Genomic DNA, 23,737 nt, shown 5'->3' on the forward strand with positions numbered 1-23,737 from the left:
ATTATGGTTTATAGATGTTTAAGTGCTTCCACAAGTGCCATTATAGTTAATGATTGTCCATAAGCCATTGGAGCTATAATTATATTCTTATAATGATCTACATTATATCCCATGCCAGTTCCGCCGGATACTTTTAATACAGTACCATCTTTTTCTATGTTATTACATAATGATTTTATTGTTTTTTCAGCATATGGTTTAAATGAGTCATCAAGTATTCCTAGGCGTATTCCAGTTAAAATACCAGTGACTATAGCCGCAGAGCCAGAAACTTCCTCATAACTAGTAACATCGTCTATAACTGTATGCCATAGACCGGACTTTGCTTGATATTTAACTAAGGTATTTACTTGAGCTTTAAAAGTATCAAGTAAAAATTTCTTGATCCCTGGATTCATTGTGCCTTCAAATGCCTCGATATAGTCTAAAATTCCAAAAGTAAACCACGAATTACCTCTGCACCAAAAAACTTCACCGAAATTACTATTTTCATTAAAACTCCAACCGTGATAGAAGAGACCAGATTTTTTATCATATAAATATTTTATATGAACAAGCATTTGATTAATTGATTCATCAACCCAATCCTTCCTATTATATTTTTGACCCATTTTATTTAAAAATAACACGGTCATAAATAGGGTATCTATCCACATCTCACTTTCATTTAACCGTACTGCTTGCCTATCACCATTTGCACTAGTTACATGTTGAAAAGCACCTTCTTTAGTTCTTGGAAGGCAATTTATGAGCCAGTCAGCCCATGTTAAGCAAAGGTTTTCATACTCGGGATTATTAATAACATCACATAGGTTTACTAAGGTTAGTAGAGGCGCTGTAGTATTGATGTTTTTAGAAGGTAATCCTATTTCTATATTAGTTTTATACCAATTAGTTAAAAAGTCTAAATGCTTATCACTTTTGTCGTGTTTATCTAATTTTAATAAACCATATAGACCTACACCTTGTGGCCAATCCCATTCTTGAATACCAAAATCTCTAGGAAATAAACCTATTGCTTCGCCGCCTTCTTTAGGTAGCTTTTCTTCAACGGTTGGACTATCTAGGTTAATTAGTTTATTAACAACTAGATCCAGTTTAATACGTATTTCTTTTTCTGTTAATTTCATAATACACCTCACTATATTATAGTTTATAATTAATTTTACTCTGTATATAAATTATACATTACTAAAGAGAATAAATATACACATAAACAAGACAAAACAAAGAAAAATATAAAAATAACAATAATATGTTTATTTAGGCACGGTAGAGCCATTTATAATATTTGCTAAAGAGGAAATAATAAACTTTAGAAAACAATATAGTTCTAAAAAAATATAAAACCAATATATACAAATAAAAAACATATCAAAAGTGTTGACTTTATGTTGTATTTAAAGTAATCTATAAATGTAAATAGTTCGAGTAAACGATGTCAAATGATTAAATTAATTAACAATTACAATATTTTGTTATAAAAAGAGCTACCTTAAATTAGAGAAAATTTCTAAAAAGGTAGATTTTTTTTATAATATTCATCAAAATTAAAGGTGCAAGGCATAGTTATTAGGAGTTATGGTGGGGAAATATTAAATGCTGAAAGTACAATTGATAATGTACCTCTTTATAAAAGGTCAAAGAGTAATATAGATAATAAAATTTATTTAGGGAGTGGATTAGATTATGAGAATTGGAATTCGCGGGCACGATATAGGACAATACAAATTAGAGGAATTAGCAGAAATATTGGAAGGTAAAAATCTTAAAAGTATTCAATTTGTACCTAAAAAAATAATAACTGAATTTAAAATTACGAATGGAAGCATGACACCCGGAATGGCTGAACATATCAAGGGAATACTTACAAAACATAATTTGAATATAAGTTTACTTGGATGTTATATAAATTTAGCAAATCCAGATGATAATGAACTTAATAAACTATTAGAGAATTTCAAAGAACATATACGTTTTGCAAAATATTTAGGATGTAATATAGTTGGGACAGAAACAGGAGCACTTAATAGAGAGTATGTTTATACAAAAGATAACAATACAGAAGAGGCATTTAAGAGGTCTCTAAATTCAATGAAAATACTTGTAAAAGAAGCAGAAAAGTTTGGAGTTGTAGTTGGAGTTGAGGGAGTCACAAAACATGTGATGAACACACCAGAAAGGCTAAAGAGAGCAATAGATTGTGTTAATTCTAATAACCTACAAGTTATATTTGATCCTATTAATTTTATAGATGAGACAAATTTTGATAATCAAGATGAGATAATAAAAAAATCATTCGAATTATTTGGTGATAAAATAGCAATCATTCATGCTAAAGATTTTGTATACGATGATGGGAAAATAAAACAAGTCTCAATTGGTAGTGGACAATTTAACTATCCATTATTATTATCTCTAATAAAAGAAAGAAAGCCATACATTGATATAATACTTGAGGACACAGTTCCAACAGATTTAGATTCGAGTATTAAATATATAGAGGAATTATATAAAAAAATATGAGTATAATTAACATTTATGTTATACTATAAACTAATAATTCAAACTATTTAAGTTAGACATGAATTAATGGCGTTAGTAATATATTTTATTCTATAATAAAAGGAGACCTAAAATGATATCTAGTAAGATGAAAGATTTAGTTGCTAACAGTTCTATAATAAGAGCTATGTTTGAGGAAGGTAAAAGATTATCTGATATTTATGGTGAAGAAAATGTTTTTGACTATAGCTTAGGTAATCCAAATGCTCTTCCACCTGAAAATATTAAAATTGAAATTAACAAAATATTAAATGAAATAGCGCCTAAACTTGTACATGGGTATATGAATAATTCTGGATATGAAGATGTTAGAGGAAAAATTGCTGAATTTTTAAATAAAAAGCACAATATAGATATTTCATACAATAACATAGTTATGACTTGTGGGGCAGCCGGAGGATTAAATATTTTACTGAAAACATTACTTAATCCAGAAGATGAAGTTATTGTTTTTGCACCATTTTTTGGTGAATACAGAAACTATGTAAATAATTTTGATGGTAAACTTGTTGTTGTTTCTACAGATATTGATACTTTTGAACCTAATATGGAGAGTTTAAAAGAGAAAATAAATAGTAAAACAAAAGCAATTATTATCAACTCACCAAATAATCCAACGGGTGTCATATACTCCGAAAAGGTTATACAAGACTTAGCAAATTTGATGAATCAAAAACAGGATGAGTTAGGTACAAGCATATATCTTATATCTGATGAGCCTTATAGAGAAATAGTTTATGATAATGTTGTTGTTCCATATATTTTGAAATATTATACAAATTCATTTATTGGATATTCCTACAGTAAATCATTATCACTGCCTGGGGAAAGAATAGGCTACGTAGTTGCAAATACAAATATGGACTGTTTTGATGATATAATGATATCTCTTAATGTTGCAAATAGAATTCTAGGATTTGTAAATGCACCATCACTTTTCCAGAGAGTTATTGCAAATTGCCTTGAGGCCGAGGTTGATGTTAGTATATATCAAAAAAATAGAGACTTATTATATAACTATCTTACAAAAATAGGGTTTGTTTGCGTAAAGCCACAAGGAGCATTTTATTTGTTTATTAGAACACCAATAAAGGATGATAAAAAATTCTGCGAGGATGCAAAGGAATTTAAGCTATTATTAGTAGCGGGATCTGCTTTTGAATGCCCAGGGCATGCAAGGTTGTCATACTGCGTTGATTACAAGAAAATAGAAAATTCATTACCAGCTTTTGAAAAACTAGCAAAATCATATAATCTTAAATAGTGCAATTTTAAAGTTATTGTTTTTACTTTTAAATCATATATAGTAAAGAAATGGAAATCTCAGTTTGAATACATAATGTATCAGATTGAGATTTTATTATGAATTTACAAATACAATGTGCTGTGTGGCAATATAATTAGTTATATGTTAATATATAACTAATTATATTATAAATGTAGAAATAATATAAGAAATAGAAAGAGTCACTATCTATATTACTTAATTCGGTAATATTTTTTAATATTTTTTTAAAATAAAAGGATTTTCCAATTAATTGTAGAATTTATAATTATTAGGATGCGTAATTGATATGTAAAGGAGATTATAAACATGGAAGAGAAAAAAATAAATATAATTATTGTCGATGATAACAAGGAATTCTGCAATATTCTTAATGATTACTTACTAACGCAAAAGGATATAGTCGTTACCGGCATTGCACAAAATGGAATAGAAGCAATAAAATTAATTGAGGAAAAAAAACCTGATCTAGTAGTACTTGATATAATTATGCCAATTCTTGATGGACTAGGGGTTTTAGAGAGGCTAAATACAATGGAGATCCAGCCAAGGCCTCGTATAATAATTTTATCAGCAGTTGGTCATGAAAAAATTACCCAGAGAGCTATATCACTTGGAGCAGATTATTATGTTATAAAACCTTTTGATATGGAAGTGTTTGCTAATAGAATAAGACAAACGTTAAATGAAAATATATGTAATGATGAAACACCTAAAACGCTTTCTTATGCTGGTAATGATGAAATTAATACCAATAGAAGTAAGCCAGTTGATGTCGATATGATTGGTCAAATAACAAACATTATTCATGAGATTGGAATACCAGCTAATTTAAAAGGTTATATGTTTGTACGAGAAGCAATAAACATGGTAGTGAAGGATATTGATCTTTTATCATCGGTTACAAAAGAATTATATCCATTAGTAGGCGAAAAATTTAATACTACTGCGAGTAGAGTAGAAAGAGCAATAAGACATGCAATAGAAGTAGCATGGAATAGAGAACAAGTAGAAACCATAACCAATCTTTTTGGTTATACAATTAATAATGAAAAAGGCAAACCAACTAATTCAGAGTTTATAGCAATGGTTGCTGATAAGTTAAGATTACAAAATAGGGTTAGCTAAAATAGGCTATATCAACAGATAATGGGATTTGAAAAGCAATAAACTGTACAAATGGCGTCATAAAAATACATTTAATTGTGTGAAAAAAGTGTATAAGTTCTTAAAAGATAATCAATAGACCTTTTCTATTTATAGATGAAATAGAGGGGGTTTATTTTAATGCAAAAAATTGAGTTATGGAAAAGGATATTAGGGAGTATGTTGTATATATATATATAACAAAGGTAAATGTACGGTAGTGATAGATAAAAAAACTCTAAAAGGTAATATTCCTGAATGGTTTTTATTTAAATATAGTATAAATTAGAGATATATGTTGTAAATAGTCTTAAAATGTAATAATATTATTATATAGAAAATTTTATGAAATGAGTGAATAATATGAATGCATCATTAATTAATTCACATCAGCCTAATTGTTCAGACGAATTTTTGCTATAAAAATATTGCCTCTTTTGGGGGAAATACTATAGAAACAATACTTCAAAAGAGCCAATACTTTATTGAGGAGACGATATGACATGACTAGAGAAATAATACTTGATATTGTAGAAGCATTATTATTATTAGGAGTTTTTAGCTCTTTAACTAATCAGAAAAAGTATATAGTAACAAATAAATTAAAATCAGGACTGTTTTGTATATTATACGTTTGTGCTACTTGTTTAAGTACATTTTATGTAAATAATTTATATCATACACTGACTAATATAGTGGTTTCTATCCTACTATTAAAATTGATTACAAAAACAAGTCTTTATTTATCTACTATCATATTTTCTCTGTTTTTTACAATAATCTTTACTACAGAAACTTTTGTTCAGTTCATTGAGATATTTTTACTTAAAGTGAATTTAAATGAAATTTTATCGGTTAATAAATACTTATTTATCTTCATTATTTTGGGCAAATTCCTACAAATAGTGATTGTTATATTACTTTTAAAATTCGATGTATATTTTAAAAGTATATTGATTAATGAGGAAAAATCTCTTTTCTCTGAATTTCTAATACAAATTGGTATCTTCAATTTATTTATATACATTTTAATTTTTAGTGTGTTAGATATTAAGAGTAATAAAACATACAATATGTTAATTTATGGAATACTTTTAGTATTTTCAATAATTGCAGTTATATACTTAAAAGAAAGAGAGAAAATGATTAATATAAATAGCAAATATAAAATTCAAAAGTACCAAATTTCTAATATGGAAGAAATAATGAGCATCATCAGACAAGAAAAACATGATTATGCTAACCATATCAATGTTATACAAGCATTATGTTGTTTAAACAAACCGAATGCTGTTGAGAAAATAAAAGAATATGTATCAAAAATTTCGGATACAATTCATACATCATTTACATATCTAAATACAGGAAATGATTATATCGATGGATTGTTATCAATAAAAAATAACTATGCAATGAAAAATAAAATAAATTTTAATGTGATAATTGATGAATCTTTCAATTTTTTAAAAATTAGGGAAGATGAATTAATCAGTATTATTAGTAATATTATAGATAATGCATTTGAAGTGTTGAAATTAAAATCATATACTGAAAATAAGGAAATATCGATTACTACTTATTTACAGAATACAACATTTTGTATCGAAATAGAAAATAATGGGGAGCGAATTCCGGAAGAAATAAAAAATAAAATTTTTGAAAAAGGGTTTTCTACAAAAACGAAGCAAGAAGGTGACAATGGGTTTGGGCTATATATTACTAAACAATTAGTCGAGCATAATAATGGGAACATATCTGTAGAAAGTGTTTCGGGAAAAACCAAATTTCTAGTTGAATTTAAGATGTAAGAGGATATAGACTTTTTCTATTTATATATGTAAATAGAGGAGGCCTATTTTAATTTAAAAAAAATAATTTCTTTAGGGTACCATTTTTATTCACATTTAGACTTATTATGAATACATTAGTAGTGTAGAATATACATTATTTATATTCTATCTAATCCCATTAATTAAACTTTTAAATTTAAAATTGAGGCAATTCAAAATATTAATCTGATTTAGTAGAACATATATCAACGTATAAGTCTTATGTTGAAAATATATTATAGTGATATATGTAGCTATAAAATTCTTGATGACGAGATCAGTATTAGTAGGCAGTGTCTTATTTAAAATTTATATATAAAAAGGAGTTTTATTAAATGGGTAAAATTGAAAATTGTAGTAAGTGTTCATGTGAATTATGTAGTGTTATTAATGCAGATCCAGTAGATATGGAGAAACATGGTGCTAGATTACTAACTGTAAGAATAAGAGTAAACAATGTATGTTTTGATAAAAAAGTAGCCGTTGCAGTTATAATATATGACAATTGCCACAGGATACTTGCATTTAGAGGCTTTATTACAGTGGTATGTAAAGAAAATGAATGTGGAGATGAATGTGGTACAATTGTAAGAAAACTAGTGTTTGTACTTCCAGATGATGATAGTAGTGACCCTGATGAAATTGAAGTTCGTACAGCAGCCAATTATATATATCCATGCGAGTCTAATTGTTAATGGTGGCTCATAGACAAAATATAACTGTTGATCCAATAGTATATGAAGAATTTTGCAAGTATGCGAAAATGAAAGGTATGAAAATTTCTACATGGGTGGCTATGAAAATGAAAGAGGCAGTAGAGGAAGAACTTAAAAAGAAAACTAAGGACATTTAAAGTTATAGACCTTTCTATTTATTGGATGTTTTATCCAATGAATAGGGAGGTCTGTTTTTATAAAATGGGGCATATATTACACTTATTATTTTATATTTGATACGAATTAAGCAGATAATGGTACAATTAAATAAATAATTATAAAAGGTTAAAGTGATTGGTATTTGGGGGAGATAGAAATGTCAGTTTTAAACGCGAGTAATGTAGTGAAAATTTACAAAGGATTGGGTAAATCAAATTCTACAAAAGCTCTTAATGGTATTTACATTACAATCGAAAATGGTGAATTTGTTGCGATAATGGGACCCTCTGGTAGTGGAAAGACAACGCTTTTAAATATTCTAAGTGGGATAGATAAACTTACATCTGGTGATATTGAAATTTCAGGCCAAAATATAAATATAATGACAAAAGATGAATTAGCTCTCTTTAGACGTCGACATTTGGGTTTTGTTTTTCAAGAATTTAATTTATTAGATAGCCTTACACTAAAAGAAAATGTGATGCTACCGATGATACTAGATGATAAAGAACCAGAAGATATCCAAATTAAGGCTGATGAAGTTATGGCAATGTTTAATATAGAAGACATTATGGAAAAATATCCATATACTGTTTCTGGGGGTCAACAACAAAGAACAGCTATAAGCCGAGCTATAATAAATAATCCAGATATAATATTTGCTGATGAGCCCACAGGAAACTTAGATTCAAAATCTTCAAAGAACGTAATGAAGTGTTTTGAAAAATTAAATACTATAAATAAAAATACCGTATTAATAGTAACACATGATTCTTTTGCAGCCAGCTATTGTAACCGTGTGATCTTCATAAAAGATGGTATTGTTAACATGGAAATTAGGAAAGATGGTACTAAAAAGGAATTTTTTGACAATATATTGGGTTGCCTTGCGCTAATTGGAGGTGCGGAAGATGACTTTTAACCAGATAGCTCTTAAAATTTTTAAAGCTAATTTGAGAAGATATTTGCTGTTTTTTCTATGCAACAGCTTTTCAATATTGGTTTTCTTTACTTATGCCACAATTTATACAAATAAAAATTTTATGAATCCTTCTAATATTAATTATTCTATTACAGGTAATATGGTAGCGCCTGGAGTAATGGTTATGCTTTTTTCAGCATTTTTTATATTTTATGCTCAGAATTCTTTTATCAAATTTAGAAAAAAGGAATTTGGACTTTTTATGGTATTAGGTATGACAAACAATTATATACAGAGAATGATGATTATCGAAAATGGTTTAATAGCAATTTTTTCTTTGCTAACAGGGTTAGTTTCAGGAACAATATTTTCAAAGTTATTTTATATGTTAATTATTAAAATAATTGATGTCAAAGGGGTACCTTTTTCTAACTCAATTCAAAGTTATATTTACACTACAATTTTCTTCACAGCTATTTACTTACTTGTAATAATAAAGGGACTTATAGAATCTTTTAGGTATGAGATAATAAATCTTTTAAAATCTACTAGAAAACAAGATGATAACTTTCTAAATAGTCCAATATGGAGTGTAATTGGAATTATACTAATAGTAATAGCTTACTTAGATATGATGATTAATAACAGCGTGGAAAATTCATCAGTATCATTACGAAGTTTGGCATTATGTTTTTTAGGAATTTACCTCTTAATTTCTAATATGGCTTGGATTTTTTCGAAGGTAACTAATTTTTTTCACTATAAGAGGTACAAAAATATTTTATTTATAGCTAATATGAAACACACCTTGGGTCAATCAAAGAAAATCCTCTTTATAATAACTTTATTTGTTAGCATGACAATATTTATGAGTACTATAGCAGTAATATTAGTAGCAGACTCTAAGAGAACGTCAACTGCGTACAATCCTTATGACATAGCATATGCAGAAATTTTTGGAAAAAACAAGATCACAGCTCCTAAGCTTGATAATATTTTAAAAAATTCTAAGACTAATTTAACTTCTTTAAAATCAATAGATTTTATATCACAGCCATACATAACAATATTATCTGATAAAAATCTAAATACGAATTTGGGAACACAGTTAAAAGTTGAAAAAGGATCTTTTACATCACTATTTCAAATAGTAAAAGATGATGGGTATGAACATGACACTAGTGCAATTAGCAGTCTAGTCGTACCAATAAAGGGTACTAATAATACATATAAACCTGGAGGAAAAATTACGAAAGTGCTATTTAACAACATTCCAATACTGAGTAATGGGCATTATGTTATCCTTAATAATAACGACTTCCAAAATATAAGAACTAATTCTAAACAAAATGATGTAGGCACAATTAAGCTTATGAATTTTAATGATTGGTATAAAACTAAAGAGGTTTTAGATGAGCTGAAAAGTAATTTGGAGACAAGTAATAGAAAAAATAAAACTTTTTTTGAAAATATAAATGACGATATTAAATGGTTTAAACCCGCATCAAGAATAGCTGATTATTTGGATCAGAAGCAATCAGGGTCATATTCATTATTTTTATGTAGCTTTGTTGGAATACTTTTTTTCCTATCGTCAGTGGTAATGTTGCATTTTAAACTTTTGACAGAGTATGATAATGAAAAGATAAAATATAAAAAACTATATAAAATAGGAATTACTGACAATGAGGTAGCTAAACTTATTTCAAAAGAGTTAAAAGTGTTATTTTTTGTGCCGTACATATTATCATTTTTTGTATCAGCTTTTTATAGCTACCACTTGCCAGTTAAACAAGGAGGTCAGATGGTTACGCTAATGTATTCTCTTATAATTAGTCTTATATATTTTTGCTTTCAAATAGTATTTTATTTAGTTTATAATAAGATGTATGTAAAAAGATTAATTCAGGATTTAGAAAAACAAAAATGAATTTAGGTGGAATTCTTAAAAATAACAATAAAAAAAAATCAGACTTTTAATTCTGATCTTTTTTTATTGTTATCTATATAAGTTTTTTATTAAATATATTGGTTAAATCTAAATTTTCTACTTTCGATTTAATCTCATTCTTATCAAGAGTATAAAGTCCTAGTTCCTTCATTCTTTTAAAATACTCTGCTCCTGCAAAGGTATATCTGTTTTTTCTTCCTTCACTAGTTTGCATTTTTTCATTTGCGTAAGCTATTATATCACCTACAGCTAGGGTTCTTGGTAATATTAGTGGAGGCAGTCCTAAGCAATTTTTTACGGCGTTGTATCCAGCCAAAGCTCCTGTTGCCATCGCTTCAGTGTGGCCTATAAATAGACCTGATTTCTCTCCAGCGCAAAACAAATTATCTAAATCGTTAACCTTCATACTGTCATCTCTTGGAGCTATGGACACATATCTGATGGAGTTTCCTATTCCACCTGCATATGGGTCTACGTATTTTGCATTCTCAAATCCTTTGATTTTTCTCAGTTTTTCTAATGGATAATAGGGGGTCATAAGCTTTACGTCACCGGTATCTATAAGAATTAAATTTTCAGCAAATTCTTTTAGGGCATATTGCTGACATACCTTTAGCTTAAGTTTATCTAAATTTACATCTTCTTTTGGAACCTTTACAATAAGCACGCCTGTCGCATCCAATTGTTCAACAATATCATTAGCTAATGAACCCTTAGCTAGTTTGCCAGAACCACTAAATGCACCATATACACCCTCTTCTTCTCGCTCACCTTTTAAATCTTCAATACCTGCTTTGCTACTTATACTTACTCTCCCACCAAAGGCAGGGCATCTAAGAATGCACATTGCACATCCATTACCATACTTTAAGCAGTTATTCATTGGACCAGCTGAGCCTGTAGTTTCTATAAATGCATCAGCGGCAACGTAACTTTTATCTGATAGATATATTCCTTTTATTTTATTGTCTTCTTTTTTAATATTAACTACTCTTGTTATCATGTTTACTTCTATATCCATGGCTTTTAAATATCTTCCAACTGCGGGTTCAATCTTGTTTACATCATAAAGCCAAGCATTTTTATGACCTGGAAAATCAATATTTTTATGTTTGGTATTTTCGTCAGTCACATGTATAAACTCTCCTGTTCCTAATGCTATTAATTCTTCAGCTGCAGTATAGCGACCATTATTTCTCATTATACCACCGACATTACCAAGACCTAAAAGCATATCTGTTTTCTCATATAAGGCAACTTCTGCACCAGCTTTTTTTGCTGTGATCGCAGCCATGCAACCAGACCATCCACCACCAATTACTATAACTTTCAAAATATCTGCCACCCTTCAAATGCATATTTAGGATCTTCTGCATTTTGTTTTGTTCCGTTTATTCTATTGCAATAGTTATAGTATTATTACCACATCTTGCAAGGTAAGAAATATAATGAATATTTTAATTATGGAATTTTTTAAAATTCTGTGCATATCATATAGTATAGCGTAGGAATAAAGTACGCGATAGTTAATAGCTATTCTCTTTAAGAGAATGGCTATTTTTTATTATTATTAATAAGTGTTATTAAATATTTTTAAAAACTGCTACATGTACTCAAATTAAAGGCATGAATAGCTGTGGAAAAAAAGTTAAAGTGTTTAAGGGGAAATTTAAAAAAATATTGTAGGGTTGTCTTTAGTATAATAAATAAATCTTAAGGACATAATTTAAAAGCAATTACATTGAAGGGAATGATGACCTTATGATATTTAATAAAGTAGAGATATGTGGGGTAAATACTTCAAAATTACCAAAATTAAAAGAAAAAGAAATGAAGGAGTTATTGTACAGGATACAAAATGGCGAGCCTGAGTGTAGAGATGTATTTATTGAAGGAAATTTAAGATTGGTTTTAAGTGTAATAAAGCGTTTTAATAATCGAGGAGAAAATGTAGATGATCTATTTCAAGTTGGATGTATTGGTTTAATGAAATCTATTGATAATTTTAATTTAAGTCTAAATGTTAGGTTTTCAACATATGCGGTTCCTATGATTATAGGAGAAATAAGAAGATACTTAAGAGATAATAACTCTATAAGAGTTAGTAGGTCACTTCGGGATATTGCATACAGAGCATTACAAGTTAGGGACAGATTGGTAAATGAGAACAATAAAGAGCCTACTGTAGAACAAATTGCAAAGGAGTTAGAATTACCAAGGGAGGATGTGGTATTTGCTTTAGATGCTATACAAGACCCTGTATCTTTGTTTCAACCAATATACCATGATGGTGGAGATGAAATTTATGTAATGGATCAAATAAAAGACACTAAAAACTTAGATGATAGTTGGCTTGAAAACATATCAATTAAGGATGGAATGAACAAATTAAAAGATAGAGAAAAATTAATATTAAATTTAAGATTTTTTGATGGAAAAACCCAAATGGAAGTAGCTGATGAAATAGGTATTTCTCAAGCACAAGTGTCAAGACTAGAAAAGACTGCATTAAAACATATGAAAAAGTATGTATAGGGTCCTCTAGCAGGAACAGTTTTACATTTGTGTTTTAGAAAGGTTAAAAGGGATTTAATTAAATTAGCACTTACGGGAAAACACGATTTAACGGTGTTTTTCTATAGGTGCTTTTTTATAGTTTTTATTAAAACTTATACTATGTTATGGGTAGCAAAAATTTAATTTTGTAGGATATTATAATTTAATTTGCGATAACATAGAGTTACCGTTTTTATCTAACAATACAGTAATGCCTCCTTTACAACCTTCTATATTTATAAAATAATTTGTTATTAAACCTGTATTTTTTATTGCTTTGCAACGTACGGATATTTCATATTCATGATCATATATTGTTTTAGGGATTTTATTTTGACTCTCATTATTATTAAACATTTTTCCCTCCTATATTTTAAGAACTTATATTATAAAGTTATTGCCAAATACATTATTAGTCATTCATAAATATTTATTTATCTAAGTTTTATTTAATTTGAGGAATATTTAATAGATTACAGGTATCTCTGTTTTAGCTATTAATACTAATATATGCATTAATCATATATTGGTGTTTTTTATAATCGTCTTAAAGAAGAAAATAATAATGAAAAATAATTCTAATAAGTGCATAAATTAATGAATTTTGTAAATAATATTATGTAGGACATCGGATATAGTTATATGAGTAATATACTAGTGAAAACGTTATTTAAAATACTTTTAAATAACTATCTAATTAATAAAAAATCAAGTAAAAAATATAACTTTAATAGATGTTTTATATACAATGGCCAAAGTATTAATAGTGAAAGGAAGGATAAAATGGTTGACATGTATTACAGGCTTGTGAAAGCAGGATTAAGAACAATTCAGAAAGTACCGGATCAGTTTAGAGATGATGTTATGACAAATTTGACGACACTAACATTAGACAAAAAAGGCAAGTCGATACCAACGAGAAATATAAATAGCAAATAGATAAAGACTTTAAATAGCCTTTATCTATTTTTTTATTATAATTTAAAAAAAATCGCTTTTTTCTCCGGTATAATAAATAACAAGTTGATGGAGTGCTCTTGTGCAAGCAACATATAAAAGATTCCTATCGAATTCACTATTATAATTATTTTTTGAAACATTGAAAACTAGTACTACATCAAATTCTAGACCTTTTGATATATAGGACGGAATAACTACGGTGCCCTTTATAATTTCAGTGTCATCTATATTTAATAATTTAATGTTATCTAAACTAATTAATTCTTTTTCAATTATTAGTGCTTCTTGCTGCGTTTTACAAATAACTGCAATAGATTCATAACCAAGGCTTTCGTATTTGTGAATATCTAGTATGATAGCTTCATAAATAGACTTCTCATTATCTTTGAATACAATTATTGGTTCATCTTCATGCCTATCAAAGGAAACAAACTCTTCTTTGTTATTTAATATTTTTTGAGTAAATGAATTAATTTCAATTGAGGATCTAAAGCTTTTATTCATGGAAAGTTTTAGACTTTTTTTCTTATTAAGAATGTTTTCTAGATCAGCATAAATAAATTTATTACCATGCTTTTCAAGAGTTTGATTAAAGTCACCTAATATTGTAAATTTAGCTCTAGCAAATAGAAGATTAAAAACTTCGTATTGAAGGGGATAATAATCTTGAGCCTCATCAATAACAACCTGCTGTATATCTGAAAATTCCCGATTACCATTAAGCTTAAGTTTAATATATAAAAGAGGTGCACAATCCTCATAATTAATACGGCCTTTATGGAGATTCTCAGCGGTTTTTAATAACATTTGTTTAATTTCTTTTGGTAGCTCTAACCCTTTGGAAAGTTTAAAAAAAAGTCCGGTTTTATTGAAAAGTAATTTGTACAAGTTTGAATAATCAACCTGCGTATACTTGTGAATATGACTCATTAATACTTTAGCTTCTTTAATTGCCATTAATCTGCTAAAAGATTTTATTTCTAACTGGTGGTTAGTACTATTTAGAACAATCTTTTGAATCTTTTGAAGCCTTGCTTTTCTTAAAGGGTGAATTTTATTAAGAATCATACTTTCAATTCTTTTAAGTCTTTTTGATATTGGCATATCCATTTTACCGTTTAAGAAAAGATTATTTAGCTGCTGCTTTGTTTCAATAATTTTGCCATCATAATATAAGTCTTCAAAATTAGTCAAATTATGTTCATAATAATAAATTAGTCTATCTAAAATTATAACAAAAGTTTTTGAGCCTTTAAATTTAGTGCTTTCCATTTTTATATTTATGGTTTGATTATTATTAATAATCAAAGATTCAAGTTGCTCTTTCCTACTTTCAAATATAAATCTATTATCTAAGAAATCAACTACAATATTGTCAAAAGTAGTTTCTTCTACGTTATCCTCTCCGAGTTCTGGTAAAACCCCAGAAATATATTTACTAAATACGGAACTTGGAGAAATTATAATAATATTATTAGAATGTATTTTTGATCCCATACCAACATAAAGCAAATATGCAATTCTATGTAGTGCTATAGAAGTTTTACCACTTCCAGCAACGCCTTGCACAATTAAAAGTTCATTTTCAGTATCGCGAATAATTATATCCTGCTGCTTTTGGATGGTTTCAACTATATTTTTCATTGTCGATGAAGAATTATGGCTCAAAACTTCTTGCAGAATCTCATCATTAATTGTTACACTACTATCAAAAAAATATTGAAGTTTGGAGTCCTTAATTTTATATTGTCTCTTCATAATAATATCACCTGAAATCACTGAGAATGGTGCATTATATGAGCCTTTGCCGATTTCACATTGATAAAACATACTTGAAATAGGTGAGCGCCAATCATATATTAAAATTGAACTGGTATCTTTATCTATTAAATTATAAAGACCAATATAAATTTTATCTGTATCATCATAACCATCTTCTTTAAAATCAAATCTTCCAAAATACGGTGAGTTTAAAATCTGTGTATATTTTTTTATACGTTTAAGTGTTTTTTCGTAGTTATAATTTTGACTATCAACTTCTGAAAGATGTTGAAGCATCTCTGGAATTTTATCAAAATCATTTGAAGAATGAGCAGATTCTTGCCACATATCTCTTCTTGAAGTAATGAGGTCTCTTTTTCTAAAGTTTATATCATATTCATCTTTCTTAAGTTCTTTTTTTAGAAAGTTAAGTGTATTATCAAGATATAGTGCTTCCTCTTTGTTGATTAGTTTATAATTACCCATTTTGTCACGCTCCTATTTATTTTTACAAAAACCATTGACATTTACATTCGTTGTGTGATATAATAAAAGTGAGTTATAAGGTATAATAATTATACTTGTATTCATATTTAATTATATACAAAAATCATATTTAAGTAAAGCTTATATGTGGTTTTATTTTTATGTTGAGGGAAAGAAGATAAGGTATGTAAATGCTTTTTTTATTATAAAATACAAAAGTATGTAATGAAGACACATTATATATAAAGATTTAGAGGGCAATTAGATGCCTTCTTTTTTATTTACATGGTAAAAATTCAAACAAGGAGGTATAGGAATGTTACCAATAGAAAGATTAGAAATTATAAAGCAGATAGCCTTAAGCGAAAAAAAACTATATGTTTCAAAGTTAAGCGAAAAATTTGATGTAACGGAAGAAACAATAAGGCGAGATTTAGAAAAGCTAGAACAACAAGGTTTAGTTACTAGAAGTTATGGTGGAGCAATATTAAATGCTCAAATAACAAATGAGGATATACCTTTTTATAAAAGGTCAAAGACCGAGATGGAAGAAAAAATATACATAGCATCAAAAGCGGTAGAATTTATTAAAGAAGATAGTACGATAATGGCAGATTGTAGTTCAACAGTACTTGAGGTCTTGAAGCTAATTAGAGATAGAAGTGACGTAACAGTTATAACAAACTCAGTTGAGGTTCTTAGTGAACTTAATCAATCAGAACTAAATATTATATCAACGGGTGGTGGAGTAAAGCAAAGATCTCTATCACTTCAAGGACCTATAACGCATTGTACTATTAGAAAATATAGTGTAGATTTAGCCTTTGTGAGCTGCAAAGGAATGGATATTAAAAAAGGTATATTAGATTCAAATGAAGAAGAGGCAGAAATTAAAAATACTATGATAAAGCAAGCCAGTAAGGTGATTTTATTAATTGATCATAGTAAATATGATAAAACATCTTTCGTAAAACTTTTTGATTATGAAAATATAGATTATATCATTACAGATAAGGCACCAAGAGAAGAATGGTTGAAATTATTACATTCTAATAACATTGAAATTATATATTAGTAAAAAACTATACAATCTGAAATTAAGTTAAAGAACTGCCAAAAATCATTTTTGGCAGTTCTTTAATTTTTTGCTTTAGGTAGCAAGAGAAACAAATAAAAACAAGAAAAACAAAACAAAAACAACAGAAAACGATTGTATTTATAAAAAAAATGAAGTATACTTTAAGAAGTTAGATGTTACAACGTGATAGAATATTAAAATTAAAAATATAATTATAATATGAAAGTGGGAGATTAAAGTGAATATAGAAAATATGAAATTCATACAAAACTTTAAAAAAATTGCAAATGATGCATGGCTTAAGGGTTGGCATGAAAGAAACGGTGGAAACATAACTTACAGATTAACACAAGAGGAAGTATCGGGAGTTAAGGGCATTATTAATGATGATTCAGAATATACTCCAATTGGAGTAACTGTTAAAAACTTAGCTAATGAGTATTTTCTAGTAACAGGAAGTGGGAAATTCATAAGAAATATGACCGTATGTTTAGAAGAAAATGCAGGACTCATAAAGGTTGATGAAAAAGGCGAAAACTACAAAATAGTTTGGGGATTAATAAATGGAGCAAGACCAACAAGTGAAGTAACATCACATTTAATGAGTCATTCAATAAAGAAAGAAAAAACAAAGGGAACATACAGAGTTATAATGCATTCACATACTACAAACGCTATAGCTTTAACATTTGTATTACCACTAGATGGCAAGGTATTTACGAGAGAATTGTGGGAAATGGCAACAGAATGTCCAGTAGTATTCCCAGGCGGAATAGGCATAGTACCTTGGATGGTTCCAGGTGGAGCTCCGATTGCAGAAGCGACTGGTAAATTAATGAAAAAACATGATGTTGTAATTTGGGCACATCATGGAATGTTCTGCGCTGGTGAAACTCTAGATTTAACTTTTGGACTTATGGATACAGTAGAGAAATCAGCTGAAATCTTAGTTAAAGTATTATCGATGGGTGGAAAGAAGCAAACAATAACATCTCAAAACTTTAGAGACTTAGCAAAAGATTTTAATGTTAATATTTCAGAAGAATATTTGATTTAACAACATTTTAGAAGGATAGTAATTTATTACAAAATATATTCTAAAAGGAGATTGATTATTATGGCAAATAGAATGGTTTTAAATGAGACAAGTTACATAGGCGCAGGAGCAATAACGAATATTGCGCAAGAGGTTAAAACTAGAGGTTTTAAAAAAGCATTAGTAGTAACTGATAAAGATTTAATAAAATTTAATGTAGCTTGCAAGGTAATAGATTTACTTAAAGAAAGTGTTTTAGAATTTGAAATCTTTGATGGTGTAAAAGCTAATCCTACTATAAGTGTAGTAAAAAGCGGTATAGCAATGTTTAAGGAATCTGGTGCAGATTACCTAGTAGCTATTGGTGGAGGTTCAGCTATTGATACTGCAAAAGCTATAGGTATTATTATAAGTAACCCTGAATTTTCAGATGTAAGAAGTCTTGAAGGTGCAGCTATCACTAAAAATAAAGCAGTACCTATTATTGCAATCCCAACAACAGCTGGAACAGCAGCAGAAGTTACTATTAATTATGTAATAACTGATGAAGAAAGAAAACGTAAATTTGTATGTGTAGATCCACATGATATTCCAGTTATTGCAGTTGTTGATTCGGAAATGATGTCATCAATGCCAAAGGGACTAACAGCAGCTACTGGTATGGATGCTTTAACTCATGCAATTGAGGGATATATTACAAAAGGCGCTTGGGAATTAACAGATACTTTCCATTTAAAAGCTATTGAAATAATTTCACGCTCACTTAGAAGTGCAGTAGCAAATGAACCAAAGGGGAGAGAAGATATGGCCCTTGGACAATACGTTGCAGGTATGGGATTTAGTAATGTAGGACTTGGCCTTGTTCATGGAATGGCACATCCACTTGGAGCTTTTTATAATACACCACACGGAATTGCTAATGCAGTAATATTGCCTTACGTTATGGAATATAATGCAGGTTCGACTGGCGAAAAATATAGAGAAGTAGCCCGTGCAATGCGAGTTCCAAATGTAGATAACATGTCTAAGGAAGAATATAGAAAGGCAGCTATTGATGCTGTTAAAAAACTTTCAGGGGATGTTGGAATTCCAAAGACATTAAAAGAAATTGGAGTTAAGAAGGAAGATCTAGAAGCACTTGCGCAGTCAGCTATGGCAGATGCATGTACTCCAGGTAATCCAAGAGATACAAGCGTTAAAGAAATATTTGAAGTTTATAAATCAATTTTTTAATAAACAATGTATATTAAAAGTAACAGGCTATGGAAATTCTGAAAAGCTGCCTAGATGTTTCATAATAGTTATATAGAAAAAAACGGATTACCTTAAGGTAGTCCGTTTTTTCTATATGTTGAAAGTGAAATTAAAAGTGGGTTAATGCTTATATTTTAACATACAAAATATTGCAGATCCGAAGGAGAGGATTTAATTGGATAAAAAGATTGAAATGTTGGAATAGTAATGGTATTGTAATCACATGAATGAATAAGGAAGTTTAATAAATTAAAATGGAGGTGTCAAATGACAGATTTAAAAAACAAATTTGATAGTGCAAAGGATAAGGTTTTGGGGAAAACTAAGGAGAATGTTGGAAAGGCAACTGGTAGTGAAGAGACAGAACTTAAGGGGAGGGCTCAGTCACAAACGGGTGAGTTTAAGGAGAAATTTGGTGAATTTAAAGAGAAGGTAGCAAAAAAAATTAATGATAAATTAGATAAGAGTGAAGAAAAGAAATAGATGTTTTTAGAAAAATTTATTTTGGACAAAGAAACTTAAGGATCAAAAAAACTTCGGAGAAATACAGCCGAAGTTTTTTGGTTTTTGAGATTGGTTGATTTTGTTACATACCAGGCATACCAGGCATCTTATTAATTATTTCAGGATTTACCATACCGAAAATCATAGCAATATGTGCTACAACTAAAAAACCACTTATAAGAATAAAATGAATTTTCATTTTTTCGTCTAAAGTTTTTTTCTTAAAAATAATACCAAGCTCCATTAGTGCTATTGGTAAAAGGAAAATAACACCACTTAGATAAAAACCAACAGCGACAACATCTACCCAGGTATGCCAACCACCACTTGTTGAAAGGGGTATGACGGCGGTTATAAATAAGTATATAAAAATGCCTGTAAAATAAAATCCGTCAAAAATACCTACAACTTTATTAAATGTTCTAATACCACCTTGCTTAATTTTATTAAAAATAATAAAAAATTCGCTAATTGTTAATGCTTCTGCCATTATAACTGGTAATGCCATAAAAATAATTAAATTCCAGGGCTGATTGTTTGTTAATAATGCCATATAATGTGTCATATTCAATATAATCATCCTTCTTTCTTTAAGCTCATTATAATAAAAAGTTGTGTAGATTTTATGAAGTTTTAAAATTAGAAAAAAATATTATTTATAGAGAATGTAATATTGTATATCTTTAGAAACAAGAAAAGCCATATGATGGAATTGTAATCCAACATGTGGCTGATTTATTAGGGTGTAAATCTATTTTGTAATTTTAAATCAAATAAATTTAAGCAATATTTTTTTTCTTGTTTTTAGGAACCCAGAACTTTTCAATCTCTTCTAATGATTTATTTTTAGTTTCTGGAACCGACGTTGTAACAAATATAAAGCAAATAACATTTAATCCGCAGAATATCCAAAAGGTAAATGCACCACCAATACTACTTAGTAGCATTGGAGTAAATTGCCCAATTGCCCAGTTAGCACCCCACAGAAACATAGTTGCAATGCCTGTTGCTCTTGCTCTTAAATAATTGGGGAATATTTCAGGAATCATAATCCAAGGAATTGGACCCATTGAAATACAAAATGATGCTACAAAACCAAGAATTAAGAATAAAATAACCATTCCATTTCCGTAATGTGTATAAAATGCCAAACCAATGAATAACATAAAGAAAGCCATTAATGCAGAACCTATAGACATTAACTTTTTACGTCCAACTTTATCTATTAAGAACATAGCAAGTATTGTAGCTAAAACGTCTACAACGCCTACCACGCTTGTAGCAAGAAAACTTGAATTAGTTTTAAAACCTATCATTTCAAAAATTTTGGGACCATAATATGTAATTGAATTCATGCCAACTGCTTGATTAAAGATGGCAAGGAAAATTCCGATTACTAAAGCTTTGCGAAGCCCTGGTTTAAAAAGCTGTTTAAGAGATGAATCTTTTTCAACTATTAATGAATTAGAAATAGAAGCAAACTCTTGCTTTCCGATTATAGGGCCATTAATTTTATTAAGTACAGCAACAGCTTGGTCTAATTTTCCGGCTTTTACTAAATAACGTGGACTTTCTGGAACGAAAAATAATGTTAATAAGAATACAAAAGAGGGGAATATACCACAAGCAAGCATCCAACGCCATCCAGTTGTTGTAAGCCAAGCATCATTACCCATATTTACAATCCATAGGTTTATGAAGTATGTAAGACACATTCCAGAGATTGTGAATAATTGATAGAGTGCAGAAAGTCTACCACGAATTGCAGGTGGTGCACATTCTGTAATATAAGTTACAGATAAGGCTGAAGCCATACCAATACCTAGGCCTCCAATTATTCTAGCAATAATTAAAGCTTCTACTGAATGTGATAAAGCAGATGCTAGGGCTGATACTCCAAATAAAGCAGCAGCAAACATTAATACTTTTTTTCTACCGATGAAATCACCTAAGAATCCTGAGATACCAACACCGACGACACCACCAATCATAATACTTGAAATTACTAGACCTTCCATCATTGGTGTTAAATTATATAGCTTTTGAAGCGAACCAATGGCTCCGGATATAACGGCTGTGTCATATCCATATAGTAGACCGCCTAATCCGGCAGCACATGATATTAGTATAATAAACATTAAAGAACGTTTACTTTTAGGTTTCTCTGACATTTTAAATCCTCCTCATATATTATGTTTATTATTAGCATGCAAGCGATTACAAGATTATAATAATATATATACGTACAAATGTCAATAAAATATAAATGTTATAGGTACAAATAAAAAATAAATAAACCATAAACCGCTATAATATCATAAAATAGCTTATGGTCTATGGTTTATTTTAAAGCAACCTTGTTGAACTACGAATAACAAGACTAGGTTCATATAATATAGAATCACTGTCATCAAACTCATTATTATTATTAACTAATTTTATTATTAAATTAGCAGCGTCCTTGCCCATTTGTTCTTTTGGGTGTGTAATGGAAGTTAGTTTTGGAACCATAATTCTTGATAACATAGAGTCATCAAAGCCGATAATTGAAAGTCCTTCTGGAATTTTTATTTTCAATTTATTTGCAATGCTTGATACCATATATGCAATTTCATCATTATAACAAAATATACCTGTGGGACGATTGCTAGATTTGAGTACACTCTCTATTCTTTGGGGAAGTACTGTTTCCACTTCTTCTGAGAGGTAAGTTAAAATTTGATTTGGCGATGATGCAATCTCATTATTTTGACATTCCGTAATAAATCCATTCATTCTATGGATACCTTGGGAATCATCAACTTTAAATATACCGGTTATATTAGTGTGACCTAAAGAAAGTAAGTGTTTAGTGGCAATCTTACCACCTTTAAAATCATTAACACGTAGGCTTGGGACCTTGATTTCATAATAGGAAGCATTAATCATAATAATAGGAATATTTTTAGCTATTATATTATTTAGATATTCTAGATTGTGAATTTGATACGCACTTTTTGTTGGTTCTAATATAAGGCCATCTATCTCATGTGCTAGCAAATTTTTTAAATTACTATTCTCAAACATTATGTTATTACTAGTAGATGATAATAACAGAGAATAAGACTGGGCATATAGAGTGCTTTCAATACCTCGAATTATATCTGGAAATATATAATTTGATATATGAGTTGTAAGAACACCTATATTTTTACTCTTTTTTAAATGAATACTATTTTGTTTCCAATCAGATAGATATATTCCGCTTCCTTGTATTCTATATACATACTGAGCAGCATTTAAATCACTGATAGCTCTCCTTACGGTATGCCTGCTTACATTAAAGAGGGACATTAGTTCGGATTCAGTTGGGAGCTTATCGTTTGGTTTGTATTTTTCAGTAATTGCCCAATTAATAATTTTATCTATTACTTCTTCGTATTTGTGCTTCATATGTATCTCCTATAATAATTTATTTCATAAAATATTATATCAGAAGATAGGGGCATTCACAATGATATTTAAAATTAGTACGTATAAATAATAAAAA

The 23,737-nt window shown here is 28.9% G+C and carries 21 protein-coding genes; 14 read left to right on the top strand and 7 right to left on the bottom strand.

The features are described 5' to 3' along the window. Positions 1-8: 8 nt before the first annotated feature. The gene (locus tag A7L45_RS04855) at positions 9-1,130 is read right to left on the bottom strand and encodes a glycoside hydrolase family 88/105 protein (protein ID WP_071611717.1); all 1,122 of its coding nucleotides are present in this window, start codon (positions 1,128-1,130) and stop codon (positions 9-11) included. A gap of 559 nt (positions 1,131-1,689) precedes the next feature. On the opposite strand from A7L45_RS04855, the gene A7L45_RS04860 reads away from it, so the two are divergent. The 8 genes from A7L45_RS04860 (at position 1,690) to A7L45_RS04890 (ending at position 10,552) form a co-directional block, all read left to right on the top strand. Continuing rightward, positions 1,690-2,526: a sugar phosphate isomerase/epimerase family protein gene (locus tag A7L45_RS04860; protein ID WP_071611718.1), complete on the top strand. Its 837-nt coding sequence runs from the start codon at positions 1,690-1,692 to the stop codon at positions 2,524-2,526. A gap of 112 nt (positions 2,527-2,638) precedes the next feature. Continuing rightward, entirely contained in the window at positions 2,639-3,829 is a 1,191-nt protein-coding gene (locus A7L45_RS04865) for a pyridoxal phosphate-dependent aminotransferase (RefSeq protein ID WP_071611719.1), read from the top strand. Between the two features lie 330 nt (positions 3,830-4,159). Continuing rightward, on the top strand, positions 4,160-4,978 hold the full coding sequence (gene spo0A / locus A7L45_RS04870) for a sporulation transcription factor Spo0A (RefSeq protein WP_071611720.1): 819 nt from the start codon (positions 4,160-4,162) through the stop codon (positions 4,976-4,978). 521 nt (positions 4,979-5,499) lie between these two features. Next, complete coding sequence (locus A7L45_RS04875) at positions 5,500-6,804, top strand: sensor histidine kinase (RefSeq protein WP_071611721.1); 1,305 nt, start codon at positions 5,500-5,502, stop codon at positions 6,802-6,804. Between the two features lie 356 nt (positions 6,805-7,160). Next, on the top strand, positions 7,161-7,520 hold the full coding sequence (locus tag A7L45_RS04880; protein WP_071611722.1) for a hypothetical protein: 360 nt from the start codon (positions 7,161-7,163) through the stop codon (positions 7,518-7,520). Further along, entirely contained in the window at positions 7,520-7,678 is a 159-nt protein-coding gene (locus tag A7L45_RS23110) for a hypothetical protein (protein WP_169829566.1), read from the top strand. Before A7L45_RS04880 ends, A7L45_RS23110 begins: the two co-directional genes overlap by 1 nt. A 179-nt stretch (positions 7,679-7,857) precedes the next feature. Further along, positions 7,858-8,622 (top strand): ABC transporter ATP-binding protein, encoded by a 765-nt coding sequence (locus A7L45_RS04885; protein ID WP_071611723.1) that lies wholly within the window; start codon positions 7,858-7,860, stop codon positions 8,620-8,622. Then, positions 8,612-10,552 (top strand): FtsX-like permease family protein, encoded by a 1,941-nt coding sequence (locus A7L45_RS04890; RefSeq protein WP_071611724.1) that lies wholly within the window; start codon positions 8,612-8,614, stop codon positions 10,550-10,552. The genes A7L45_RS04885 and A7L45_RS04890 overlap by 11 nt, the downstream gene beginning before the upstream one ends. Positions 10,553-10,625: 73 nt before the next feature. Here A7L45_RS04890 and A7L45_RS04895 read toward each other — a convergent pair whose 3' ends face one another. Then, positions 10,626-11,906 carry an FAD-dependent oxidoreductase gene (locus A7L45_RS04895; protein WP_071611725.1) on the bottom strand — a complete coding sequence of 427 codons (1,281 nt, stop codon included), beginning with the start codon at positions 11,904-11,906 and terminating at the stop codon, positions 10,626-10,628. 428 nt (positions 11,907-12,334) lie between these two features. On the opposite strand from A7L45_RS04895, the gene sigG reads away from it, so the two are divergent. Then, positions 12,335-13,108 carry an RNA polymerase sporulation sigma factor SigG gene (gene sigG, locus A7L45_RS04900; protein WP_071611726.1) on the top strand — a complete coding sequence of 258 codons (774 nt, stop codon included), beginning with the start codon at positions 12,335-12,337 and terminating at the stop codon, positions 13,106-13,108. 177 nt (positions 13,109-13,285) lie between these two features. On the opposite strand, the gene A7L45_RS04905 is transcribed toward sigG, so the two are convergent. After that, positions 13,286-13,486, bottom strand: a complete 201-nt coding sequence (locus tag A7L45_RS04905; protein WP_071611727.1) for a DUF6440 family protein — start codon at positions 13,484-13,486, stop codon at positions 13,286-13,288. 285 nt (positions 13,487-13,771) lie between these two features. Between A7L45_RS04905 and A7L45_RS04910 the strand changes: the two genes are divergently transcribed. Next, a complete protein-coding gene (locus A7L45_RS04910) occupies positions 13,772-14,068 on the top strand; it encodes a CD1375 family protein (RefSeq protein ID WP_071611728.1) in 297 nt (98 codons plus the stop codon). Positions 14,069-14,110: 42 nt separating this feature from the next. Here the strand turns inward: A7L45_RS04910 and A7L45_RS04915 are convergent, their stop codons facing one another. Then, positions 14,111-16,336 (bottom strand): HelD family protein, encoded by a 2,226-nt coding sequence (locus tag A7L45_RS04915; RefSeq protein WP_071611729.1) that lies wholly within the window; start codon positions 16,334-16,336, stop codon positions 14,111-14,113. 316 nt (positions 16,337-16,652) lie between these two features. Between A7L45_RS04915 and A7L45_RS04920 the strand changes: the two genes are divergently transcribed. From A7L45_RS04920 to A7L45_RS04935, 4 genes are all read left to right on the top strand, one after another. After that, positions 16,653-17,411 carry a DeoR/GlpR family DNA-binding transcription regulator gene (locus tag A7L45_RS04920; protein WP_071611730.1) on the top strand — a complete coding sequence of 253 codons (759 nt, stop codon included), beginning with the start codon at positions 16,653-16,655 and terminating at the stop codon, positions 17,409-17,411. Positions 17,412-17,652: 241 nt separating this feature from the next. Further along, positions 17,653-18,471 carry a rhamnulose-1-phosphate aldolase gene (gene rhaD, locus A7L45_RS04925; protein ID WP_071611731.1) on the top strand — a complete coding sequence of 273 codons (819 nt, stop codon included), beginning with the start codon at positions 17,653-17,655 and terminating at the stop codon, positions 18,469-18,471. Between the two features lie 60 nt (positions 18,472-18,531). Continuing rightward, complete coding sequence (fucO, locus tag A7L45_RS04930; protein ID WP_071611732.1) at positions 18,532-19,683, top strand: lactaldehyde reductase; 1,152 nt, start codon at positions 18,532-18,534, stop codon at positions 19,681-19,683. 288 nt (positions 19,684-19,971) lie between these two features. Next, positions 19,972-20,187 (top strand): CsbD family protein, encoded by a 216-nt coding sequence (locus A7L45_RS04935; protein WP_071611733.1) that lies wholly within the window; start codon positions 19,972-19,974, stop codon positions 20,185-20,187. A gap of 103 nt (positions 20,188-20,290) precedes the next feature. On the opposite strand, the gene A7L45_RS04940 is transcribed toward A7L45_RS04935, so the two are convergent. From A7L45_RS04940 to A7L45_RS04950, 3 genes are all read right to left on the bottom strand, one after another. Further along, positions 20,291-20,779 (bottom strand): DUF6803 family protein, encoded by a 489-nt coding sequence (locus A7L45_RS04940; protein WP_071611734.1) that lies wholly within the window; start codon positions 20,777-20,779, stop codon positions 20,291-20,293. Between the two features lie 208 nt (positions 20,780-20,987). Beyond that, positions 20,988-22,379, bottom strand: a complete 1,392-nt coding sequence (locus A7L45_RS04945; RefSeq protein ID WP_071611735.1) for a sugar porter family MFS transporter — start codon at positions 22,377-22,379, stop codon at positions 20,988-20,990. Between the two features lie 175 nt (positions 22,380-22,554). Beyond that, positions 22,555-23,640, bottom strand: a complete 1,086-nt coding sequence (locus A7L45_RS04950; protein ID WP_071611736.1) for a GntR family transcriptional regulator — start codon at positions 23,638-23,640, stop codon at positions 22,555-22,557. Positions 23,641-23,737: the final 97 nt, after the last annotated feature.

Origin of the sequence: Clostridium estertheticum subsp. estertheticum (assembly GCF_001877035.1) — a bacterium.
In the GTDB taxonomy this organism is placed as follows: domain Bacteria; phylum Bacillota; class Clostridia; order Clostridiales; family Clostridiaceae; genus Clostridium_AD; species Clostridium_AD estertheticum.

What these genes read in the sequence shown, in the direction of transcription:
- A7L45_RS04880 (WP_071611722.1), top strand. Translation starts at nt 7,161, where the DNA reads ATGGGTAAAATTGAAAATTGTAGTAAGTGTTCATGTGAATTATGTAGT.
- A7L45_RS04920 (WP_071611730.1), top strand. Translation starts at nt 16,653, where the DNA reads ATGTTACCAATAGAAAGATTAGAAATTATAAAGCAGATAGCCTTAAGC.
- A7L45_RS04950 (WP_071611736.1), bottom strand. Translation starts at nt 23,640, where the DNA reads ATGAAGCACAAATACGAAGAAGTAATAGATAAAATTATTAATTGGGCA.
- A7L45_RS04860 (WP_071611718.1), top strand. Translation starts at nt 1,690, where the DNA reads ATGAGAATTGGAATTCGCGGGCACGATATAGGACAATACAAATTAGAG.
- spo0A (WP_071611720.1), top strand. Translation starts at nt 4,160, where the DNA reads ATGGAAGAGAAAAAAATAAATATAATTATTGTCGATGATAACAAGGAA.
- A7L45_RS04935 (WP_071611733.1), top strand. Translation starts at nt 19,972, where the DNA reads ATGACAGATTTAAAAAACAAATTTGATAGTGCAAAGGATAAGGTTTTG.
- A7L45_RS04915 (WP_071611729.1), bottom strand. Translation starts at nt 16,336, where the DNA reads ATGGGTAATTATAAACTAATCAACAAAGAGGAAGCACTATATCTTGAT.
- A7L45_RS04945 (WP_071611735.1), bottom strand. Translation starts at nt 22,379, where the DNA reads ATGTCAGAGAAACCTAAAAGTAAACGTTCTTTAATGTTTATTATACTA.
- A7L45_RS04905 (WP_071611727.1), bottom strand. Translation starts at nt 13,486, where the DNA reads ATGTTTAATAATAATGAGAGTCAAAATAAAATCCCTAAAACAATATAT.
- A7L45_RS04890 (WP_071611724.1), top strand. Translation starts at nt 8,612, where the DNA reads ATGACTTTTAACCAGATAGCTCTTAAAATTTTTAAAGCTAATTTGAGA.
- A7L45_RS04910 (WP_071611728.1), top strand. Translation starts at nt 13,772, where the DNA reads ATGAGTAATATACTAGTGAAAACGTTATTTAAAATACTTTTAAATAAC.
- A7L45_RS04885 (WP_071611723.1), top strand. Translation starts at nt 7,858, where the DNA reads ATGTCAGTTTTAAACGCGAGTAATGTAGTGAAAATTTACAAAGGATTG.
- A7L45_RS04875 (WP_071611721.1), top strand. Translation starts at nt 5,500, where the DNA reads ATGACTAGAGAAATAATACTTGATATTGTAGAAGCATTATTATTATTA.
- fucO (WP_071611732.1), top strand. Translation starts at nt 18,532, where the DNA reads ATGGCAAATAGAATGGTTTTAAATGAGACAAGTTACATAGGCGCAGGA.
- sigG (WP_071611726.1), top strand. Translation starts at nt 12,335, where the DNA reads ATGATATTTAATAAAGTAGAGATATGTGGGGTAAATACTTCAAAATTA.
- A7L45_RS04855 (WP_071611717.1), bottom strand. Translation starts at nt 1,130, where the DNA reads ATGAAATTAACAGAAAAAGAAATACGTATTAAACTGGATCTAGTTGTT.
- A7L45_RS23110 (WP_169829566.1), top strand. Translation starts at nt 7,520, where the DNA reads ATGGTGGCTCATAGACAAAATATAACTGTTGATCCAATAGTATATGAA.
- A7L45_RS04865 (WP_071611719.1), top strand. Translation starts at nt 2,639, where the DNA reads ATGATATCTAGTAAGATGAAAGATTTAGTTGCTAACAGTTCTATAATA.